The organism is Pseudomonas sp. Snoq117.2, from assembly GCF_900110545.1.
GTDB classification, from domain to species: Bacteria; Pseudomonadota; Gammaproteobacteria; order Pseudomonadales; family Pseudomonadaceae; genus Chryseomonas; species Chryseomonas benzopyrenica.
Map to the genome: position 1 here is coordinate 1 of NZ_FOED01000016.1, position 19,697 is coordinate 19,697.

At 59.4% G+C, this 19,697-nt stretch carries 20 protein-coding genes and 1 pseudogene; 11 read left to right on the forward strand and 10 right to left on the reverse strand.

Annotated elements, in window-relative coordinates; translation table 11 throughout:
• Positions 1–264 (reverse strand): transposase (locus BMZ43_RS22830; protein WP_143075321.1); only part of this gene is annotated, 264 nt, incomplete at its 3' end.
• Positions 265–329: 65 nt separating this feature from the next.
• Between BMZ43_RS22830 and BMZ43_RS22835 the strand changes: the two genes are divergently transcribed.
• From BMZ43_RS22835 to BMZ43_RS22875, 9 genes are all read left to right on the forward strand, one after another.
• Positions 330–698, forward strand: a complete 369-nt coding sequence (locus tag BMZ43_RS22835; RefSeq protein ID WP_093256979.1) for a hypothetical protein — start codon at positions 330–332, stop codon at positions 696–698.
• 92 nt (positions 699–790) lie between these two features.
• Entirely contained in the window at positions 791–2,044 is a 1,254-nt protein-coding gene (locus tag BMZ43_RS22840) for a TolC family protein (protein WP_003292652.1), read from the forward strand.
• The gene (locus tag BMZ43_RS22845; protein WP_093256982.1) at positions 2,041–3,492 is read left to right on the forward strand and encodes an efflux RND transporter periplasmic adaptor subunit; all 1,452 of its coding nucleotides are present in this window, start codon (positions 2,041–2,043) and stop codon (positions 3,490–3,492) included. Before BMZ43_RS22840 ends, BMZ43_RS22845 begins: the two co-directional genes overlap by 4 nt.
• Positions 3,489–6,647, forward strand: a complete 3,159-nt coding sequence (locus BMZ43_RS22850; protein ID WP_093256986.1) for an efflux RND transporter permease subunit — start codon at positions 3,489–3,491, stop codon at positions 6,645–6,647. Before BMZ43_RS22845 ends, BMZ43_RS22850 begins: the two co-directional genes overlap by 4 nt.
• Positions 6,644–7,000 carry a copper-binding protein gene (locus tag BMZ43_RS22855; RefSeq protein WP_003298789.1) on the forward strand — a complete coding sequence of 119 codons (357 nt, stop codon included), beginning with the start codon at positions 6,644–6,646 and terminating at the stop codon, positions 6,998–7,000. Before BMZ43_RS22850 ends, BMZ43_RS22855 begins: the two co-directional genes overlap by 4 nt.
• Positions 7,001–7,142: 142 nt before the next feature.
• Entirely contained in the window at positions 7,143–7,460 is a 318-nt protein-coding gene (locus BMZ43_RS22860) for a co-regulatory protein PtrA N-terminal domain-containing protein (RefSeq protein WP_003292648.1), read from the forward strand.
• Between the two features lie 32 nt (positions 7,461–7,492).
• Positions 7,493–7,750, forward strand: coding sequence for a DUF2933 domain-containing protein (locus BMZ43_RS22865; RefSeq protein WP_017642860.1), 258 nt, complete (start codon positions 7,493–7,495; stop codon positions 7,748–7,750).
• 23 nt (positions 7,751–7,773) lie between these two features.
• Positions 7,774–8,004, forward strand: coding sequence for a hypothetical protein (locus BMZ43_RS22870; protein ID WP_003292646.1), 231 nt, complete (start codon positions 7,774–7,776; stop codon positions 8,002–8,004).
• Between the two features lie 90 nt (positions 8,005–8,094).
• Positions 8,095–9,480 carry a heavy metal sensor histidine kinase gene (locus BMZ43_RS22875; protein WP_093256989.1) on the forward strand — a complete coding sequence of 462 codons (1,386 nt, stop codon included), beginning with the start codon at positions 8,095–8,097 and terminating at the stop codon, positions 9,478–9,480.
• Positions 9,481–9,607: 127 nt separating this feature from the next.
• On the opposite strand, the gene BMZ43_RS22880 is transcribed toward BMZ43_RS22875, so the two are convergent.
• Positions 9,608–10,588, reverse strand: a complete 981-nt coding sequence (locus tag BMZ43_RS22880) for an IS5-like element IS1384 family transposase (RefSeq protein ID WP_093256993.1) — start codon at positions 10,586–10,588, stop codon at positions 9,608–9,610.
• Between the two features lie 177 nt (positions 10,589–10,765).
• Between BMZ43_RS22880 and BMZ43_RS22885 the strand changes: the two genes are divergently transcribed.
• On the forward strand, positions 10,766–12,433 hold the full coding sequence (locus tag BMZ43_RS22885; protein ID WP_093256997.1) for a hypothetical protein: 1,668 nt from the start codon (positions 10,766–10,768) through the stop codon (positions 12,431–12,433).
• A 62-nt stretch (positions 12,434–12,495) separates the two neighbouring features.
• Here BMZ43_RS22885 and flgB read toward each other — a convergent pair.
• Positions 12,496–12,612, reverse strand: a pseudogene (flgB, locus tag BMZ43_RS26980) (flagellar basal body rod protein FlgB); the annotation flags it as partial.
• 63 nt (positions 12,613–12,675) lie between these two features.
• Between flgB and BMZ43_RS22895 the strand changes: the two are divergent.
• A protein-coding gene (locus BMZ43_RS22895; RefSeq protein WP_093257002.1) for an IS3 family transposase occupies positions 12,676–13,826 on the forward strand; the annotation gives its coding sequence in 2 pieces (ribosomal slippage) (positions 12,676–12,913 and positions 12,913–13,826; 1,152 coding nt in all).
• Between the two features lie 260 nt (positions 13,827–14,086).
• Here the strand turns inward: BMZ43_RS22895 and BMZ43_RS26985 are convergent.
• The 7 genes from BMZ43_RS26985 to BMZ43_RS22930 form a co-directional block, all read right to left on the reverse strand.
• The gene (locus BMZ43_RS26985; RefSeq protein WP_081594590.1) at positions 14,087–14,296 is read right to left on the reverse strand and encodes a co-regulatory protein PtrA N-terminal domain-containing protein; all 210 of its coding nucleotides are present in this window, start codon (positions 14,294–14,296) and stop codon (positions 14,087–14,089) included.
• A gap of 463 nt (positions 14,297–14,759) precedes the next feature.
• Positions 14,760–15,005, reverse strand: a complete 246-nt coding sequence (locus tag BMZ43_RS22905) for a DUF2274 domain-containing protein (protein ID WP_031636880.1) — start codon at positions 15,003–15,005, stop codon at positions 14,760–14,762.
• Positions 15,002–16,276: a TraB/TrbI/VirB10 family type IV secretion system protein gene (locus BMZ43_RS22910; RefSeq protein WP_031636881.1), complete on the reverse strand. Its 1,275-nt coding sequence runs from the start codon at positions 16,274–16,276 to the stop codon at positions 15,002–15,004. The genes BMZ43_RS22905 and BMZ43_RS22910 overlap by 4 nt, the downstream gene beginning before the upstream one ends.
• Positions 16,277–16,278: 2 nt before the next feature.
• The gene (trbG, locus tag BMZ43_RS22915; RefSeq protein WP_031636884.1) at positions 16,279–17,274 is read right to left on the reverse strand and encodes a P-type conjugative transfer protein TrbG; all 996 of its coding nucleotides are present in this window, start codon (positions 17,272–17,274) and stop codon (positions 16,279–16,281) included.
• A complete protein-coding gene (gene trbF / locus BMZ43_RS22920; protein ID WP_093257006.1) occupies positions 17,271–17,975 on the reverse strand; it encodes a conjugal transfer protein TrbF in 705 nt (234 codons plus the stop codon). The genes trbG and trbF overlap by 4 nt, the downstream gene beginning before the upstream one ends.
• Positions 17,976–17,987: 12 nt before the next feature.
• Complete coding sequence (trbL, locus tag BMZ43_RS22925) at positions 17,988–19,373, reverse strand: P-type conjugative transfer protein TrbL (protein WP_093257011.1); 1,386 nt, start codon at positions 19,371–19,373, stop codon at positions 17,988–17,990.
• Positions 19,370–19,690 carry a hypothetical protein gene (locus BMZ43_RS22930; protein WP_023114198.1) on the reverse strand — a complete coding sequence of 107 codons (321 nt, stop codon included), beginning with the start codon at positions 19,688–19,690 and terminating at the stop codon, positions 19,370–19,372. Before BMZ43_RS22930 ends, trbL begins: the two co-directional genes overlap by 4 nt.
• Between the last annotated feature and the right edge of the window lie 7 nt (positions 19,691–19,697).

Consider the following 19,697-nt stretch of genomic DNA (forward strand, 5'->3'; position numbering starts at 1 on the left):
CTTTTTTAGGATCGCTTTCTCCCGTTCCAGTCGGTCGATCCTGGCTTCCAGCTCCTGGATTTTCTGCTGTTCGGGCGTCAGTGCTTTGCTCTTCGGGGTAACGCCCACGCGCTCCTCTTGAAGCTGTTTTACCCAACGGCGCAGGGCCGACTCAACCACTCCCAGTGAACGAGCTGCTTCGATATGGCTGTAGCCCTGATCGAGCACCAGGCAGGCGGCCTCTCGTTTGAACTCGGGCGTAAAGGAACGACGTTGCTTGGTCATCAGACACCTCTCTATGGCGAGCATTCTCGCCCTAAATGGGTGTCCGGAATCAGTAGACCACTACAATGCGCTCCTTCCTTATCCTGCTGCTAGTGCTTGCGCTTCCGATCAATGGGATAGCGGAAATGCTCATGCCGGTTGGATCGTCCGGGCATCACGTGATGTCCGATATGGAAGGTGTGGGCGCCATGACGACCGACCACGCTTCGATGGTTGGCGCCGATGACGGTGCTGAACACGAGTGCTGTGAAGCGAATGAGCATGGAACGGAGACCGTCTGCAAGACGGGCCAAGAATGCAAAACTGCAAGTATCCTTCAGCTTGTCTCAATAAAAGCCCAGCTGATGCCTGCTGCTGAACCCGTGACCACTCCCTATAACGGCCTGATCTCCTCTAGCCTTTTAGACGCCGTCTGGCGTCCACCCCGCGTCTAATTCCGATCAAATTATAGGAACCGCCCGAGTGAGCATTCGGGCCGGCTACTGCGCGCCTTTGGCTCGCATGAAAGATCAGGAATCCTTCGCAAATGAAACCCCGTATTTATTGGGCGCCGCCGTACGTGGCCGCCTTGATCATGGGCGCGCTCTCGTTTCCAGGGTTAGCGTCCGCTTTGACCTTAGAACAAGCTCTGAGCGTGGCCGAGCAAGACGCGCCTTCGCTGCATGCGCAAGCCGCCAACCTGGTGGCCGCACGCAGCGCTGCAATCCCTGCCGGCGAGCTTCCTGACCCTAAACTTAAGCTTGGACTGCAAAGCGTGCCCATCGAAGGTGACGCTCGCTGGCAGTTGGAGCAAGAGGCCATGACCATGCAAATGGTTGGGGTCATGCAAGATGTGCCAAACCGAGCGAAAAGGCGCGCTCGTGTCGAGGCCGCGCAGGCTAGTGTTGCGCTCGCAAACGCCCAGCAAACGGTTGAACGTCTCGGTGTGCGCCAAGCAACCGCCGAGGCATGGATCGCTAGCTTCGCGGTCGAGCAGAAGCTAAGCCTTTTCAAGCAGCTTTACAGCGAGAATCAGCTCCTTTCGCGGGCTGTTCAGGCCCGCATTGCTGGCGGCAGCGGACAAACCGCAGACAGCGTACTTCCGAGGCAAGAGGCAGCATTGCTGGCTGAACAAGAGGATGAGCTGCTGCGTAACCAGGCTGTTGCGCGGGCCGGCCTCCGGCGCTGGATAGGCGAGCTAGCAGGCCAGCCGCTTACAGGTGACTGGCCGCAATGGCTTGCCGCCGTTGATAACTATCAGCACAACCTGAACCGGCACCCGGCGTTACTCGCCTTCGACCCGATGACTCGTGAAGCGGAGGCAAAGGTTCACCAGGCCATCGCAGAGAAAACACCGGATTGGAGTTGGGGGATCGACTACCTGCGACGTGGCCGTGAGTACGGCGACATGGTGAACCTCAGCGTCAGCTTCGACCTGCCGCTGTTTACCAGCTCTCGGCAGGATCCGAAGATCGCGGCCGAACGAGCTCGCCTTGCCCAGATCGAGGCTCAGCGCCAAGCGACCTTGCGCCTGTACAACCAAGAGCTGAGTACTGACCTCGCTGAGTATCAGCGTCTGGACCGCGCACTCATCCGCCTCGACAAAACCTTACTACCCCTCGCTGAAGAGAAGGTCCGCCTTGCCATGGCCGATTACCGCTCCGGAAGCGGTGAGCTGACCGCTGTGATCGAAGCGCGACGACAGCTTGTGGAGACCCGGCTACGGCGTATTGACGTCGCCCGCGATCGATCGTTGAGCAATGCCCGCCTGCATTTCGCCTTTGGAGATACCCGACCATGACATTCCAACACAAGCGGCTGGTACTCGCCTTCAGTCTGCCTCTGATGATTAGCGCTGCAGCGCTAATCGGTCTGCCTACCGCAGCCTTCGGACAATCGCCTGCAGAAGAAGACAAGGAAGTGCTCTATTGGTATGACCCTATGGTCCCCCAGCAAAAGTTCGATAAGCCGGGCAAGTCGCCATTCATGGATATGGAATTGATTCCACGCTATGCAGATGAGGGAAGCGACGGGGCATCGATCAGTATCGACCCGAGCGTGACGCAGAATCTCGGCGTGCGCTTGGCAACCGTAACGCGTGAATCGATCAGCCAGTCGCTCGAAGCGACAGGCGCGTTGATGTTTGACGAGCGAGACGTGGCGGTTGTGCAGGCGCGTGCCGGTGGCTTTGTCGAGCGCGTTTACGACCGAGCACCGGAGGATGTCATCGAAAAAGGCGCGCCGTTAGCCGATCTTTTGGTTCCCGAATGGGCTGCCGCACAGGAAGAGTACCTGGCGCTCAAAGGGGTCGGCCAACCCCAGCTGCTCGCAGCGGCTCGCCAGCGGTTGCGCCTTGCTGGCATGCCGCCAGAAGTCATAGTGCAGCTAGAACGAACTGGTAAAGCGCGCCCCGTTTGGACAGTGACGAGTCCAATAGGCGGCGTGCTGAACAGCCTCGACGTTCGCGAGGGCATGACCGTACCCGCCGGCGCTACTCTTGCGCGCGTCAACGGGCTGGACACGGTTTGGCTAGAAGTTGCAGTACCAGAGGCGCGGAGCGCAAATTTAGCGCCAGGGCAATCAGTAACAACGCGCCTGCCCGCTTTTGCGGGTGAAACGCTGGAAGGAACGATCCAGACGGTACTATCGCAGGCCAACCTGGATAGCCGCACTGTGCGTGTCCGGGTCGAGCTACCTAACCCGCAACAACGGCTTCGTCCCGGCATGACGGCCGAGGTGACGTTGAGTCGCAACGTCGAAGATGTCTTGGTCATCCCGTCCGAGGCGGTCATTCGCACCGGTCGGCGCGCATTGGTGATGCTGGCCGAGGATCAAGGCCGTTACCGCCCGATTGAGGTTCGCACAGGCCGGGAATTCGATGACCAGACAGAGGTGCTTGAAGGGCTGGAAGCCGGTCAGAAGGTCGTGGCGTCCGGTCAGTTTCTCCTGGATTCAGAGGCGAGCCTACGCGGGCTGACCGCTCAGGGTTTGGAGGAGCCTGCAACTTCTACAGAAACTGCGCTGCACGAGGCTGAAGGTACGATCGTCAGCCTGGAAGATGGCATGGTTGGCCTGTCGCATGGGCCGTTCAAGACGCTGAACATGCCTGGGATGACCATGTCCTTTCCGGTTGCGGATCAATCCCTGCTGTCAGGCTTGCAAGTCGACGACCGCGTCCGTGTGGGCGTGCGTGAAAGCGACGAAGGCCTGGTCATCGAGCGCATCGAGAAGCTCGGGGGCCAGAAATGATTGCAGCCATAATCCGATGGTCAGTAGCCAACCGCTTTCTGATCCTGCTGGCCACTTTGTTCGCGGTGGCCTGGGGTATCTGGTCGGTCAAGAACACTGCTGTCGATGCGTTGCCAGACCTTTCCGACGTTCAGGTCATCATTCGCACGCCATACCCAGGGCAGGCGCCGCAGATTGTCGAGAATCAGGTCACCTACCCGCTTACGACGACCATGCTGTCTGTTCCCGGTGCCAAAACGGTTCGCGGCTACTCCTTCTTTGGGGACAGCTACGTGTACGTCCTGTTCGAAGACGGCACAGACCTTTATTGGGCCCGTTCACGTGTGCTGGAGTACCTGAGTCAGGTTCAGAGCCGGCTCCCTGCCGCCGCCAAACCCGCCTTGGGGCCTGACGCCACAGGTGTCGGTTGGATTTACCAATATGCCTTGGTAGACCGAACGGGCAAGCATGACCTCTCACAGCTGCGCTCATTGCAAGATTGGTTTCTGCGCTATGAACTAAAGACACTACCCAACGTGGCGGAAGTCGCACCCATAGGCGGGATGGTCAAGCAGTACCAGGTCGTAATGGATCCTATACGGATGGCCAGCCGGGGCGTGACGCAACAGCAGATCGCTCAAGCTATCGACGAGGCCAATCGTGAAACCGGCGGGAGTGTTCTAGAGCTAGCAGAAACCGAGTTCATGGTCCGTGCGACCGGGTATCTGAAGACACTCAACGACTTTCGAGCCATTCCTTTGCGTCTCGACGGCGGCGTGCCAGTGACGCTAGGGGACGTTGCGCATATCCAGCTCGGCCCGGAAATGCGCCGGGGCATCAGCGAGCTTGACGGTGAAGGTGAGGTAGTCGGCGGCGTGGTGATCCTGCGGAGCGGCAAGAACGCTCGGGAAACCATCGCTGCCGTTCAGACCAAACTGGATGAGCTGAAAGCGAGCCTGCCCCAAGGCGTCGAAATCGTCACGACGTACGACCGTAGCAAGGTGATCGACAGTGCCGTTGAAAACCTCACGCACAAGCTCATCGAGGAGTTCATTGTCGTTGCGTTAGTTTGCGCGATTTTTCTGTGGCATCTGCGCTCGTCGTTGGTCGCCATCGTGTCGTTGCCGATCGGCATCCTGATTGCTTTTGTGATCATGCAGCGGCAAGGCATCAACGCCAACATCATGTCGTTGGGTGGCATCGCGATCGCCATCGGAGCGATGGTCGATGCAGCAATCGTCATGATTGAAAACGCCCACAAGCACATTGAGGCCTGGCACAAGCGGCATCCTGACTCCACCTTGAAGGGCCAGGAGCACTGGAAGGTCATTACTGACGCGGCTGTTGAAGTGGGGCCGGCATTGTTCTTCAGCCTGCTGATCATCACGCTGTCGTTCATTCCAGTGTTCACCCTGGAGGCGCAGGAAGGCCGGCTGTTCGGTCCACTGGCGTTCACCAAAACCTATGCAATGGCAGCCGCCGCGGGCCTGTCTGTCACGCTGGTTCCTGTGCTCATGGGGTATTGGATCAGGGGCAAAATCCCTGACGAACACCGTAATCCACTCAACCGTGGCCTCATCTGGATCTACAAGCCGGCCCTGGACGCGGTACTGCGCTGGCCCAAGATGACTCTGCTGGTGGCTGTTCTGGTCTTCCTGACAGGCTTGTGGCCGGCCTCTCGCCTTGGTGGGGAGTTCTTGCCCCCGCTGGATGAAGGTGACCTCCTTTATATGCCCACTGCGCTTCCAGGCCTCTCCGCTCAGAAGGCTTCTGAGCTACTGCAGCAGACGGACCGGCTCATAAAAACGGTTCCAGAAGTTGCACACGTGTTCGGTAAGGCTGGTCGAGCCGACACCGCTACAGATCCCGCCCCGCTGGAAATGTTCGAGACGACCATTCAGTTCAAGCCGAAGGATCAATGGCGCCCTGGGATGACGCCTGACAAGCTGGTTGAGGAGTTGGATCGCACCGTACAGGTACCTGGATTAGCCAATCTGTGGATCCCGCCGATTCGAAACCGTATCGATATGCTGGCGACGGGTATCAAGAGCCCGATCGGGGTGAAAGTGTATGGCACTGACTTGGCACAGATCGACAAAGCCACCCAGGCAGTGGAAAAAATCGCCAAAACGGTGCCTGGGGTCAGTTCGGCGCTTGCTGAGAGACTGACCGGCGGCAGGTATATCGATGTGGATATCGTTCGTGTCGCCGCCGCACGCTACGGCCTGAATATCGCGGACGTGCAATCGATCGTGGCCGGTGCCATCGGTGGTCAAACCATTGGTGAAACCGTGGAAGGGCTCGCCAGGTATCCGATCAACCTCCGCTATGGCCGCGAGTGGCGCGACTCGATATCCGATCTGCGCAACCTACCGATCTACACGCCGCAAGGCAGCCAGATCACGTTTGGGACCGTGGCCAAAGTACAGGTGACAGACGGACCGCCCATGCTTAAAAGCGAAAACGCAAGGCTGTCGGGCTGGGTTTACGTCGATGTTCGTGGCCGCGACATGGCGGCTGTGGTGGGCGATCTGAGGGAAAAGATCAGCAAAGGGGTCCAGCTCGAATCCGGCATGAGCATCAGCTATTCCGGCCAATTCGAATTCATGGAGCGCGCTAACGCGAAGCTGAAGCTCGTCGTTCCGGCTACCTTGCTGATCATTTTTGTATTGCTCTACCTAACGTTTGCCCGCTTTGGCGAGGCGCTGCTCATCATGGCTACGCTGCCATTCGCTCTGACCGGGGGCGTCTGGTTCCTATATCTGCTCGGGTACAACCTATCCGTAGCGACAGGAATCGGATTCATCGCACTGGCAGGCGTTTCTGCTGAGTTCGGCGTCATTATGCTGCTGTATTTGAAGAACGCCTGGACGGATCGGGTTAACGCTGGAGCCCATGGCGAAGGCGTCCTGCTCGACGCCATTCGTGAAGGTGCTGTCCAGCGAGTGCGCCCCAAGGCCATGACCGTCGCCGTGATCATCGCTGGCCTGCTGCCCATCCTTTGGGGCGGCGGGACCGGCAGCGAAATCATGAGCCGTATTGCCGCGCCCATGGTGGGCGGGATGATCACCGCGCCGTTGCTCTCCCTGTTCGTTCTGCCGGCAGCCTACCTGCTGATGCGCCGCCGGCAATTGCAGGCCCAGCACGCAACCAACTCCCCTGGAGAACATCTATGAACATCAAGCACATCACCCTTGCCTCACTCTTCCTAGTACCAGTCGCCTATGCCGCCGACAAGGAGCCAATGGACGGCATGCCGATGGATCACAAAGGCATGAACATGCCAATGGACCAGAAGTCGGCGGGACAGACCGCTACAGCCACAGGTACGGTCAAGAAAGTAAACACCGAGAGCGGAACCGTCACCATTGCCCACGGCCCGGTCGAAGCGTTGGGCTGGCCGTCGATGACGATGGGCTTCAAAGCAAAGCCTGATCAGCTCCAAACGCTGAAAGAAGGGGACCAGGTCGAATTCGAGTTCTCCTCGAAAGGTATGGATTCCACCATTACGCGCATCGAAAAGCAGTAAAGAGCAGAAAGCGACCGCCGCAGGCGCGGCGGTCGTACCAACACGAGAATGAAGCGATTACCGCTTTGTAACCTTGGCAACACCTTCTTGTAAGTAGCAAGCCTTTAATCTACAGGCATCAACTAACCAAGAGGTGCAAACCATGAACCGCATAACCAAAGTAATCGTTCCTTTTATTCTGACCGTTGCTTCCTCGCTTGCAATGGCCGAAGGCGGAAGCGAACGTACGCTGAATCGCTTAAATGACTCAGCAGGAGCAAAGCCCACCCTTAAGGAGCTTGTCAAAGAGGGTCAAGTGCTGAGCATCGCACCTGCAGGGGCGACCGGCACGACTCGAATGATTCAAAACTATAGAACTAGTGCCCAAGTCCAGACGTATGAGATGAAGGTCAAGACCCCCGACGGGAAGATCCATACGGTAGAGTTCCTGAGCACCCCAGTTGGCGTGAACAATGGCTAATCTGCCAAGCTTAATATCCGAGGGATAGTTAGATGAGCAGCATAATATCCAAGATTAAAAGCGTACTGCAGCGCAATCCGGTCGTAACGGGGTTAACCGCAGCTGTGGTTGGCTACATGCTACTGAACCAAAGCACTGCGGCGTTGGCAACAACGCTGCCAAGCCTGCTCTTTCTCTTGCCCTGCTTGTTGATGATGGTCGTATGCATGAAGCATATGTCTAGCGGTAAGTGCGACAAGCCCAAGGAGCCCAACGTTGGCGAAAACACCTTGTTAATCAAAAGCGAATAACCCACTGAACTTGGAGATTTAACATGCGAAAGGCCATCACCGTTACAGCAATCGCAATCACCTTGGCGAGCGGACTGAGTTTCGCAGCGGCAGATAAAGCGGACCAAAGCCATTCAGAAACCGGCATGATGAGCGGCGACAAGCATATGGAAATGATGGGTGACATGCGTGGAATGATGAAAGAGTGTCGTGAGATGATGGGGGCCGCCAAAGCCGACCACTCGCAAAATGGCGAAAATCCAGACGCAGCATAGGATATGAGGGTGTGAGTAACAATGATCGAAGCAGGTGGGGGGTGCCCCACCTGCTTTTTTGTGCTTGATGGCCTAACCAGGACCGTACTGATGGGAAAAGTGTCACTGACGAGCAGAATGGCGATAGCTCTCATGCTCGTGGTTACGGTTGTGCTGCTGGCGGCCGCAATCAGCTTTAATTATTTTTGTCAGCTCCATTTCGAACGCAAAGATGCACAAGTGCTTAATGAAAAGGCCGCTGCAGTAGAGCGTACGCTACTCAACAGCTCAGCATTCGGGCCTGAGACCGCTTCAAGGATCGATGCCGTTATTGAGCACTCCTTTGGCTTCGCGACTGCGGTTGTAGTAGACGGTAAGACGGTTTACTCCCATCACAATCTGTCTGAGAGCTTGCTACCTCTTGTCACAGACATCCAAGAGGAACGCTGGACGGTAAGTTTCGGTGGCCACCAGTACAGCGGAATTACCAGAAAAGTAAATCGGTGGGTAGAAGGGCAGGACACTGTTATCTATTTGGCTTTGGATGTAACGCACCGAATCCACTTCTTCGATATGATTCAGCAGTGGCTTGCTTATACGCTTGTCGTTAGTGCACTTCTGAGTGGCGCGTTAGGTGTTGCTCTGATCAGGAAAGGCTTAAAACCAATAGACGAACTGTCCAAGACTTCTTCTACGGTAACCGCCCACTGCTTAGATACCAGAATTCCAACCGAGTCGGTGCCAGGCGAGCTGCATGAACTCGTAGACAACTTCAACGAAATGCTTTCGCGCTTGGACGACTCTTTTCTCAGATTGTCAGGTTTCTCAGCGGATATCGCGCATGAGCTAAGAACGCCGCTGAACAGCATGCTTACCCAAATGGAGGTCGCGCTCTTGCGCGACCGCGAGAATACCGACTACAAAGACATTTTGTATTCCGCCCTCGAAGAACTTAGGCGCATGTCAAAGATGGTCGATGACATGCTATTCCTCGCCAAGGCGGACAACGGGAAGATTACGCCCAATGCCGAAGATGCCAGCATGGCTGAGATTACCGCGAGCGTTATCGAATATTACGAGCTTGCAGCCGAGGACAAAAAGGTAGAAATCGCGCTTTCAGGCGATGGATCGGTACATGGCGATAAATCGATGCTGAGACGGGCCGTCTCAAACATAGTCTCTAACGCAGTTCGATATGCAGAGGAAGGCAGCACCATCAGCGTTGAAATAAGCGAGAGCGGTGGCTCGGTTTGCACAGCCATATCCAACCGAGGCACAACGATTCCAGCCGAGCTTCAGGCCCGAGTGTTTGATCGATTCTATAGGGTCGACACCGCAAGGCGCGAAGGAACCACCATGAATGCGGGCCTCGGCATGGCTATCACTCGTTCGATAGTCGAAGCGCACAAAGGGCGCATCGCTTGCGAATCAGCTGAGGGGCATACGACTTTCACAATGACGCTTCCAAAGCTTATGTCTAGGGATGGTCTGAAGTAGCCATGTATTTCCCCGGCATACCACCTAGCGCAACTTAAACTCGCCAAATGATCAAAAAACAATCAATTCGACGAGTATTTCTTACGTTTTCGCCACCCGGACCCCACTCCGGTGGCCATTTCCCGCATTACAGGCGCACCTCTCCTGCATTCGTCAGTAAATGTCGGCGCGCCATCCACAGGTTCGACAGAGCGAACAGTGTCACCAGTTGCGCCGTGTTTTTGGCCAAGCCGCGAAAGCGCACCTTGGTGTAACCGAACTGGCGCTTGATTACCCGGAACGGATGCTCGACCTTGGCGCGCACCTGAGCCTTGGCCTTTTCAATCTTGCGCTTGGCTTTGTACAGCACGCTGCGCTTATCGAGTTTTTTGTAGGTGCTGCGGCGTGCCGCCACCTGCCAGATAACTTCACGTCCTTCATGCTCGGGCCGCTTTTCGACACCGGTGTAGCCTGCATCGGCGCAGACCACGTTTTCGTCGCCATGCAGCAATTTGTCCAGCTGGGTGACATCCGCCACATTGGCCGCCGTGCCCACTACGCTGTGCACCAGACCCGATTCGTCATCGGCGCCGATGTGGGCCTTCATGCCGAAATAATACTGGTTTCCCTTCTTGGTCTGGTGCATTTCCGGGTCGCGCTTGCCGTCCTTGTTCTTGGTCGAACTGGGCGCATTGATCAGCGTTGCATCGACGATGGTGCCCTGGCGCAGCGACAGGCCGCGGTCGCCCAGATAGCCATTGATGACAGCGAGGATGCCGGCCGCCAGCTCGTGTTTCTCCAGCAAGCGGCGGAAGTTGAGAATGGTGGTTTCGTCGGGGATGCGCTCCAGGTTCAGCCCGGCAAACTGGCGCAGGATCGTGGTTTCGTACAGCGCTTCCTCCATCGCTGGATCGCTGTAGCCGAACCAGTTCTGCAGCAGATGCACACGCAGCATCGCCATCAACGGGTAGGCCGGACGGCCACCTTCACCCTTCGGATAATGTGGCTCGATCAAAGCAATCAAGCCCTTCCACCGCACCACCCGATCCATCTCGATCAGGAACAACTCCTTGCGGGTTTGCTTGCGCTTGCCAGCGTACTCGGCGTCGGCGAAGGTCATCTGCTTCATCGGGAAACTCGGTGGGTGGGGTCGCGGTATTTTGCCAAATCAGAAGTCTTTTTCAGAGTTTCCCTAGTTAATGGCAGAGTGCCAGCAACGACCCTGACCTACGCTCATAGAAACGCCAGGCTGAACCGAAAGAGGCCGAGACTTTCGAAGCTGTATATTTGGTTCTGGAGGTTTCACGTGCAAGCGTCCTCATCAAGAAAATGCGGTTCGACAGCCGCAGCGCTCAACGAAGCGTGCTTCTGCGTAAGCCTAGATCAAGCTGCGCTCGTAAACGCATTGACCGAACAGCTTGGGGATTCAGAGCTGTCGGAGCTATTGAAGTCACGTTGCGCCCATGTGTTTGCTGCACGACCGGTCTTTGTTTCATCCTTGCGGCTGCGCCAGGTTAATGCGGTTATTCAGGCCATCGAGCAGACCGTGAGTTCGCCCGGTTGGCGTGAGCATGCTCTGGATTCTGCACCTCCTATTGCACGACATGATCCTCGGGGTGCGCGCGGCGTCTTCTTTGGCTACGACTTTCATCTGGCTGAGGACAAGCTTGGGCTTATCGAAATAAACACAAATGCCGGCGGAGCGATGCTAAACGTATTGCTCGCCCGCGCTCAGCGCAGTTGTTGCAGCGGCGTAGTCGGGCTATCGCCGGGGCGGGGCGGGTCCGGAGGATTCGAGCAGTTGATTCTGGATATGTTCGCCCAGGAATGGTCTGCGAGCGGCGAGCAACGTCCGCTCACGCGCGTGGTGATCTTGGATGAAAGCCCACAAGCCCAATACCTGTATCCGGAGTTCCTTCTTTTTCAGCGGTTATTCCAGTCAGCAGGAATCGACTGCCTAATCGCAGACCCAGCCGATCTGGCCTTTCACAACGAGTGCCTCTTGGTCGACGGAAAGCCTGTGGATCTCGTCTATAACCGACTCACCGATTTCTATCTGGAAGGCGACAATTGCAGCGCGCTGCGCAGCGCTTATTTGGCTGATGTCGTGACGGTAACGCCACACCCTCAGGCCTATGCCCTTTATGCCGACAAACGCCGGTTGGTTGACCTAACCAACGCACGTTTTTTGGAAGAGATTGGCGTTGATCAGCAAATCCGAACCGTATTGGCCCAATACGTCCCGCTTACCGTTCCTGTCGAGCATCGCAATGCGGAGCACCTCTGGCAAAACCGCCGTAGCCTCTTTTTCAAGCCTGTCAGCGGGTTTGGTAGTCGCGGTGCGTACCGAGGAGACAAGCTCACCAAGCGGGTTTGGGAAGAAATCATTGGCGGAAACTACTTGGCCCAGTCCCTTATAGCTCCTGGCGAGCGTAGAACCGTCGCCGACCCTCAGGTACGACCAATGAAGTTTGACCTGCGCGCGTACGCTTATGCTGGCGAGGTGCAGTGGAACGCTGCCAGGGTCTACCAAGGCCAAACGACCAACTTTCGAACGGAGGGGGGCGGCTTTGCTCCTGTGTTTACCTTAGGCGAGGAAGAGGAGCTGGCCGGTTCCACAAGGCAACTATCGCACGCCTCGTTCACTTTCTTGCTCGACGAAACCGGAGCCATAGAAAAGCTGCCGCACCCGCTCTATCTCGCGTTGGTTCGAGCCGAAAGGGCTACTTCGAAGCTTGCCGGTAAGCGTTTTCGATTGGCGGACTGGTATGTGGCAATGGAAGACGGCCAACCGTCTAAGGTCATCCGAGAGTGGTACGGGTGGGTAGCGTTCGACGCAGATGGCGGTTACCACCCTGAACGTGGTTCGCCGAAAAACGACGAGTCGGATAGTGATGACAATGTAGATTCAACCGCTCTACCGACACGGGAAGAACACGATCGAATTGAGGGACTGTTGTTTAAAAGCGAGTGAGAGCCTGTCTCGCACAGCCCAGAGGTTCCTTACGGGCGCAGAGCCAAAGGAAGATTGCTTTTTCACTCACCTTTCAGGGCCATCATTAACCTCTTGAATGCGCCGTTCAGCCGAGTAAATGCAGCCTGGAAACGAATCGAATTTTCCGCATATTTTGCTTGTTCAACCTGAACGTCGACTTGAATCGCCCCTAGTTTCGTAGACACCTCCAAGCCTCATAATGAGACCCAGCAGGAGGTGCCATGAGCAACCAGCGTTACCCCGAAGAATTCAAGATTGAAGCGGTCAAGCACATCACTGAACGCGGCTTGCGCGTTGCTGATGTAGCAGAGCGTTTAGGCGTGTCCACGCACAGCCTGTACGCCTGGGTAAAGCGCTACAGCAAACCCCAAATACAGCGGCAGCAGGTAGATGATCAGCAGGCTGAGCTGCGTCGCTTGCGCGCGGAACTCAAGCGGGTGACCGAAGAGCGAGACATCCTAAAAAAGGCCGCTGCGTACTTTGCCAAGGAGTCCGGCTGAAGTACGCCGTTATCAGCAAACTGTCGGTGGAGTACCCGGTACGGCGTCTCTGCCAGACCCTCCAGGTGCATCCCAGCGGTTACTACGCCTGGCTGGCCGAGCCGAAATCCGCGCGTGCCAAGGAAGATCAGCGTCTGCTCGGATTGATCAAGCATGCCTGGTTGGAAAGCGGCGGGGTCTACGGCTACCGCAAGATCCACGACGACCTGCGTGAGCTGGGCGAGTCCTGTGGCCGGCACCGTGTGGCTCGCCTGATGAGGAGAGAGGGGCTGCGCTCTCAGACCGGTTATCGCCGGCGCCCCGGGTACTACGGTGGCAAGCCGCCAGTGGTCTCGCCCAACCGTCTGGAGCGGCAGTTCAATGTCAGTGAACCGAACAAGGTCTGGGTCACCGACATCACTTACATCCGCACGTATGAGGGCTGGTTGTACTTGGCGGTGGTGCTGGATCTGTTTTCTCGCCAAGTGATCGGCTGGTCGATGAAGCCTCGGATGTGCAGCGATCTGGCCATCGATGCGTTGCTGATGGCAGTGTGGCGGCGCAAGCCCAAGCAGGAAGTGATGATCCATTCCGACCAGGGCAGCCAGTTCAGCAGCTCGGACTGGCAGAGTTTCCTCAAGGCCAACAATCTGATCAGCAGCATGAGTCGACGCGGTAACTGTCACGACAACGCGGTCGCGGAAAGCTTTTTCCAGTTGCTGAAGCGGGAACGCATCCGACGGAAAACCTACGGAACCCGCGAAGAAGCCCGCAGTGATGTGTTCGATTACATCGAGATGTTCTATAACCCCAAGCGACGGCACAGCAGCGCTATGCAGCTATCGCCAGTGGAGTTTGAAAAGCGCTATTTCCAGAGCTTGGAGAATGTCTAGGAAAGCTGGGGCGATTCATTCAACAATTATCAACTTAGCCGTTAAAGAAGATTGATTTTTAACTAGCCAATATACGGTTCACCCGCTTGGTGCGGGGGTGCTAGGTAACGTTTTTAACGAGACAAGGTTCAGCGTAGCTAATACCGACTTCGTCGGTTCTAACAACTGATGTTGCAGTGCCAACACCGTGGCAGCTTCAACATTCGTAGTAGCTGCCATAGTTCAGAATCTGCGTGATCACATTTGCCGAAGGTTTCGCCTCAGCAATTAGCGTGAGCGTGCTTCGCTGAGGCTGCCTCTGAGGCTACCTCTTGGGCTTGGTCCTTCTGGTCAGCCTGATAATTAGCGATCGCTACTTGGCGAGCCTGCTCCATACGAGCAAAGGTACGATCACCACCACCTTCTGCCATTGCATAGGAAGAGCTTGCTGCGATGGCGAGTAGTACAGAAAGGGATCTGAAAAATTTCATTACTTGTTACCTCGTTCGAAGACACGGGAGACCCAGCGCAGCTCCATAAACAGAGGCTTGGGCTTGTGTCTAAGCTAACCGAGCGTACCTGTCAAAATGCTGATTTGGACATTACGGTTTCGTCAGCAATGCAGACAAGCAGTGAGCGCAAGCGGCCTTGCTTCCAGCGGTCAAAAAAGTGCCGGTGTCAAGTCTTTCGCGCAAATCACGCAGGGCTTGAAACCGTATATGGGACAGTAGGTTAGCTCTTTTCGGGGCCGCTTTGCAGAACCGCGGCTTCGTCGGCTAGGAGCCACATAAGAGCGTCGGGAGAGAAAGCCGCATCGCACCGTGTCGTGCTGGATTGCCGAGGAACGGCGGGCCTGTCGCGTCATCATAGCCCAAGAGGCTTGGCGGCATCCAGAATGAAGAACGCGCAGCCGGTGGCTGCGCGTTCGATGGATGCCGTTGGTATGTGACGCCATCATGTCGGCTTCGATGGCGCGCTCCGGGTCGCCGTGCCCTTCCTGAATCCCCGATCCCCCGCCATGAACGCCTCCAGCATGTGCGGGATCAATTTCTCTGCATCGACCACCTCGCCATACGCCTGCGCGTGCAGCGAGGCGTAGCGGTCGAGGTCGGCTTTCAGGCTTGCCGGGCAGGCGAAGGTCAGCTTGACACTCTCGGTCTTGGGCAGAGGCCCGAGCCGCAGCTTCTTGGTCGTGGTCATTGCGAAGCTCCCCGATTAAAGAACAGGGGCTGGTACGGCCGCAGCACCAGATCCCGGTTGACGATGATCCGCACCGGCAGGCCGGGCCGCGTGGTCAGCGTCGGCTGGATGTTCATGTTGCGCCGGGTGATCTCCTGTCCGACTTGATTGATGCTGTCCTGGGCGCTATCACGCCCGGCGATGACGATGCGGTTGCCGTCCTGGCGGTTCTCCGGCGCGGCCAGTTCGGCGCCCACGCCCAGCAGCGTCGTCAGCACCGCGCCCGAGACGATGCGCTTCCAATGCCAGTCCACGTCGTCCTCCAGGCCGGCGTAGCCCGCTGGATCGGTGCCCACAAGGTTGTCGAGCGTCAGCGATGAGGTATCCGGCAGGATGACCCGGTTCCACACCACCTGCACGCGGCTCTGCCCATAGCTGACCTGGCTGTTGTACTTGCCCAGGATGCGCGACCCCTGCGGGATCAGCAGGAACTTGCCCGTGGCCGTGTCATAGACCGGCTCTGTGACGGTGGCGATCACATCGCCCGGAAGATCGGACTTGATGCCTGTCACCAGCGCCCCGGCGATCACGGTTCCGGCCATCACCTGATAGGGCGACGCCGGCAGCGCCAGATTGCCGGAATTGCGGGTTTCCGTAGAGCCGGCTTTCAGGAACGCCTCTTTCTGGTCTTGCCGGTTCTGCACGGCAGTCGGGTCGGCGGGCTGGGCCGCCGTCGAGGCCGGCCCGGCAGCGAGCGGGTCGAAGGCCGCGAGTGCGCTTGCACCGCCGGGCGCACCCGGCGCCGCCTGCGCTATCGTGGCGGCCGCCTGCCCTTGGCCGCCCGAGCGGAAGAACACCGACGAAGCCGCAGCGGCTTCCGCCTCCTTGCGCAAGGCGTCGTTGGGATCGTGGCCAGGGGCCGCGTAAGCGGCCACGGCCGGCTGCTGCGAGTTCACGATGGCCGGGCCGAGGTCGCCCGGTAGCGGCCGCCCCAGCTCGGGCACTTTCGGCGTCAGCTTCGAGTAGTCCGCCGGCAGGCCGTCCAACCCTTCGGACTTCGAGACACGATCGACGTTGTAAAGCTCGGTCTGCTCGCCCGCGCCGCGCCGCTGCGGTTGCAGCGACCAGATCGTGGCCCCGAGCACGGCGACGGACAGGCCGCCGACGAGGATGGCCAGCGTGCGCCGATTCAGGCGAGTGACTGGGCGCGGCTGGGCGCGCAGCGCCACCGCCTCCGGCGCGACCTTGCCCGCCTGTGGCGTGGCGAGGTCGGGGGTGTCGTCCTGGCTCATGGTCAGTTCCTCCGCGCAACGCCGTCCGTGCGCTCAATTCGCACCACGTCACCCTTGTCCCCGCCCAGGCGCAGTTCGGCGGCGCCGAACAGCCGATCCACGATGTAGTACGGCGAGCGGAAGCGGTAGTTGACCAGTTGCCCGTCGCCTTCCGGCCCGATCACGAACAGCGGCGGCAACTCGCCTTGCGCGATACCGGGCGGGAACTGGATATAGACCTTCGCGCCGTCGTCGAACGCGCGCAGCGGCTTCCACGGCGGGGTGCTGCCGCTGACCGCGTAGCGAAAGCGCAGGTTCTCCAGCGACAAGCCGGAGTCCACCGGCGCGGCGGCGCTGGCCGCCTGCGCTTGGCGCTGCAAGGCCAGCATCCGGTCACGCGGATACTCCCAAGAAGCCGACGCCATCCACGTCTTTTCCGTCGAAGCCAACTCCAGCAGGTACGTCCTGCGGTTGGTGGTGATGACGAGATTGGTCTTGAGGCCCGAGCGGATCGGCTTGACCAGCACATTGACGCGCAGGTCAGCACCGCTGCCGCTCGACGTATCGCCCACGATCCAGCGCACGGTATCACCAGCGGCCACCGTCACCAGCTCCTCGCCCGGCTGGAGCGAAATCACGGTCACGCGGCCTACGGCTGCATAGACTTGGTAGAGCGCGCCATCGGTGAACGGCCACACCTGAATCGCGTTGACGTATCCCTCGCGCGTGGGTGCGACGCGCGCCTCGGCATTGGCCCGTGAGACGCGCACCTTCTCGTCGGCTGGCTCCGGCGTGGGCTTGGCGTCCTCGGCTTCGGGCAATGGCTTCAACTGCGCCGGCATCGGCAGCACCTCGGGCACGGCCACCACCTCCACCGGCGCGGGTGGCTCGGGTAGCGGCTGGGCCTGCACCGGCTGCTCATCGAGCGAGATGGTCGGCGGTGGCTTGCCCTGCGTGGCGCAGCCCGCAAGGGCAGCGAGCATCAACGGCAAAGCGAAAAAGCGGAAAGACAGGTTCATGGTTTTACTCCTTCGGAAGAATCCAGTTCGCGGCTCCACGACAGGCCATTGACGTAAATGCCGAGAGGGTTCTTGCGCAGGCGTTCCTCGGTGCGTGGCGTCTGCTGCACGATGGAAATCACGGCGTTCCAGCGTTCAGTGCCTGCGGCGGCGCCGTTGACGTAGCGCCGCTCCGTCCAGCGCACGTTGAAAGACGTGTCGCTGGCACGGGTCACGCTGGCAATCTGCACCGTCACCGACTCCTTGCCGATGCGCGCGAACGGGTCGTTGACCCGTGCGTAGTCGTTGAGCACGGCCGCGCCCTTGTCGGTCGTGTAGTCGTAGGCGTCCAGCCAGTTCTGGCGGACGACAATGGGGTCGATGGACAGCGAGCGCACCAGCGTCACGAAGCGCGCGATGTGGTGCGCGGTCTGCGCATCGTTGGGCCGGTACGGCGTGGCGGCTTCGCCCACGGCGCGCACCTGGCCCGCGTTGTCCACCTCCACCACGTAAGGCGTCACGATGGACTGCGCCGAGCGCCACACCAGGCCGCCGGCCATCAGAAGTGCGAGCGTGAGGCACCCGAAGGCCATCAGCCGCCAGTTCTTCGCCTGCACACGCGGCGAGCCGATACGGTCGTCCCTCACCTGGCCGGCAGCTTGGTACGGCGTGGCAGGCTGCGGCGTGTCGGCATAGCGCACCTGCGGTTTCTTGAATCGCATGGTCAGTTCTCCTTATGAATCGGAATCGCGCAGGCTTGGCCCTTGGCCGGAGCCGCCGCCATCGCCACCGCGCAGCGCGTGGGCGGTGGTGGTCGCGGCATGGGTGAGTTGCTGGCGGCGATGCAGGCGCTTGGCCCAAGCGGGCTGTTCCTGTGTCTGCGCCGTAGCGGCGCCGGATGCGGCCTCGCCTGCGGCACCCTGACCGGATGCCGCGCCCGCGCCGCTATCGGCAGCAGCGCCATTCCAGCCAGCGCGGAAGGGAGCGGCCATGCGTTGCCCGGCAGCGGAAGCGCGGGATGCAGCGCCTCGCCCGGCTGCCTGCGCGCCGGTCTTGGCGACGTTGCCCAGGCCCGCCATTGCGCCTTTCGCACCACCACCTGCGGCGGCGGAGCCGGCCTGGAACGCCGATTTCGCACTACCAGCCGCCGACGTGGCGGCACGCGCACCAGCGCCGGCCAGCTTGGCGGCAGCCGGGGCCATGCGCGCGCCAGCGGCCACGGCACCGCCTACGCCCGTCGCAGCGGCGCCAATGGCGACGGCCGTGCCGGCAGCGCCGACAGCAGCACCGGCCATTGCGCCCGCGCCGAGTTGCGGCGCACCGGACACGAGGCCCGTGGCAATGCCGGGGCCGAAGATCCCCAGCGCCAGCAGCGTGAGTGAGGCCAGCATGATGACCAGCGCGTGGTCGATGGACGGCTCGGCGGGATGGACTTGGAACTGAGCGAACAAGCCCGAGCCGATCCCGACGATCACGGCCAGCACCAGAACCTTGACGCCGGAGGCCACCACGTTGCCTAAGACCTTTTCGGCGAGGAACGCGGTCTTGTTCCAGAGCGCGAATGGCACCAGCACGAATCCGGCGAGCGTGGTCAGCTTGAACTCGATCAGCGTGATGAACAGTTGGATCGCCAGCACGAAGAAGCACAGGACCACGACCAGCCACGCGAGGAACATCACCACGATGGGGTCGAGGTTCACGAACACTTCGGGAAAGCCCGCCATCTCGCCGATCTGCTCCAGAAGCGGCGCCCCGGCGTCGATGCCGGTTTTCGCCAGCCGGCCCGGCTGCAAGAAGTTCTCCATCGTGATGGCCGAGCCGGTGGCGGTGATGCCCAATCCCGCAAACGAGCGGAACACGATGCTGGCCAGCCAGTTGAAGTTGTTGATGATGTAAGCGAAGGCACCGACGTAGAGCACCTTGCGCAGCAGCTTGGCGATCACGTCCTCGCCCTGGCCGGTGGCATGGCTCATGGCCCAATACAGGCCGGCGATCGTCATGTCGATGACGATTAGCGTGGCCGTGAGGAACGCCACTTCGCCCCGCAGCAGCCCGAAACCCGAGTCGATATAAGCGGCAAAGGTGTTGAGGAACTGGTCGATGATGGTCACGTCATTCATGGCGTGTCCTCCGGTTCGGCGGGATCGGCCGGCGCCATGCCATCGGCCGGCTCCTCGAAGCTCGGCGGGATCGGCGGCAGGTCGGCCAGCGTCTGGTACTCATCCGGCCCGGCCTGGCCGGAGAAGAAGCGCCGCCGGAAGGCTTCGGCGGCGGCACGGCAAGCATCCTCGCCCGTGGCCTGCCGGTCGGCCGCGCATTGCGCGCGCAATGCCTTGAGCCGCACGGGATCGGCGGCCAGGGCATCGGCAAGGTGGTCGGCCGGCTGCTCGCCGCAAGCGGCCAGCAGCGCGACACACAGGACGAGGACGCATCGCATGGCGGCC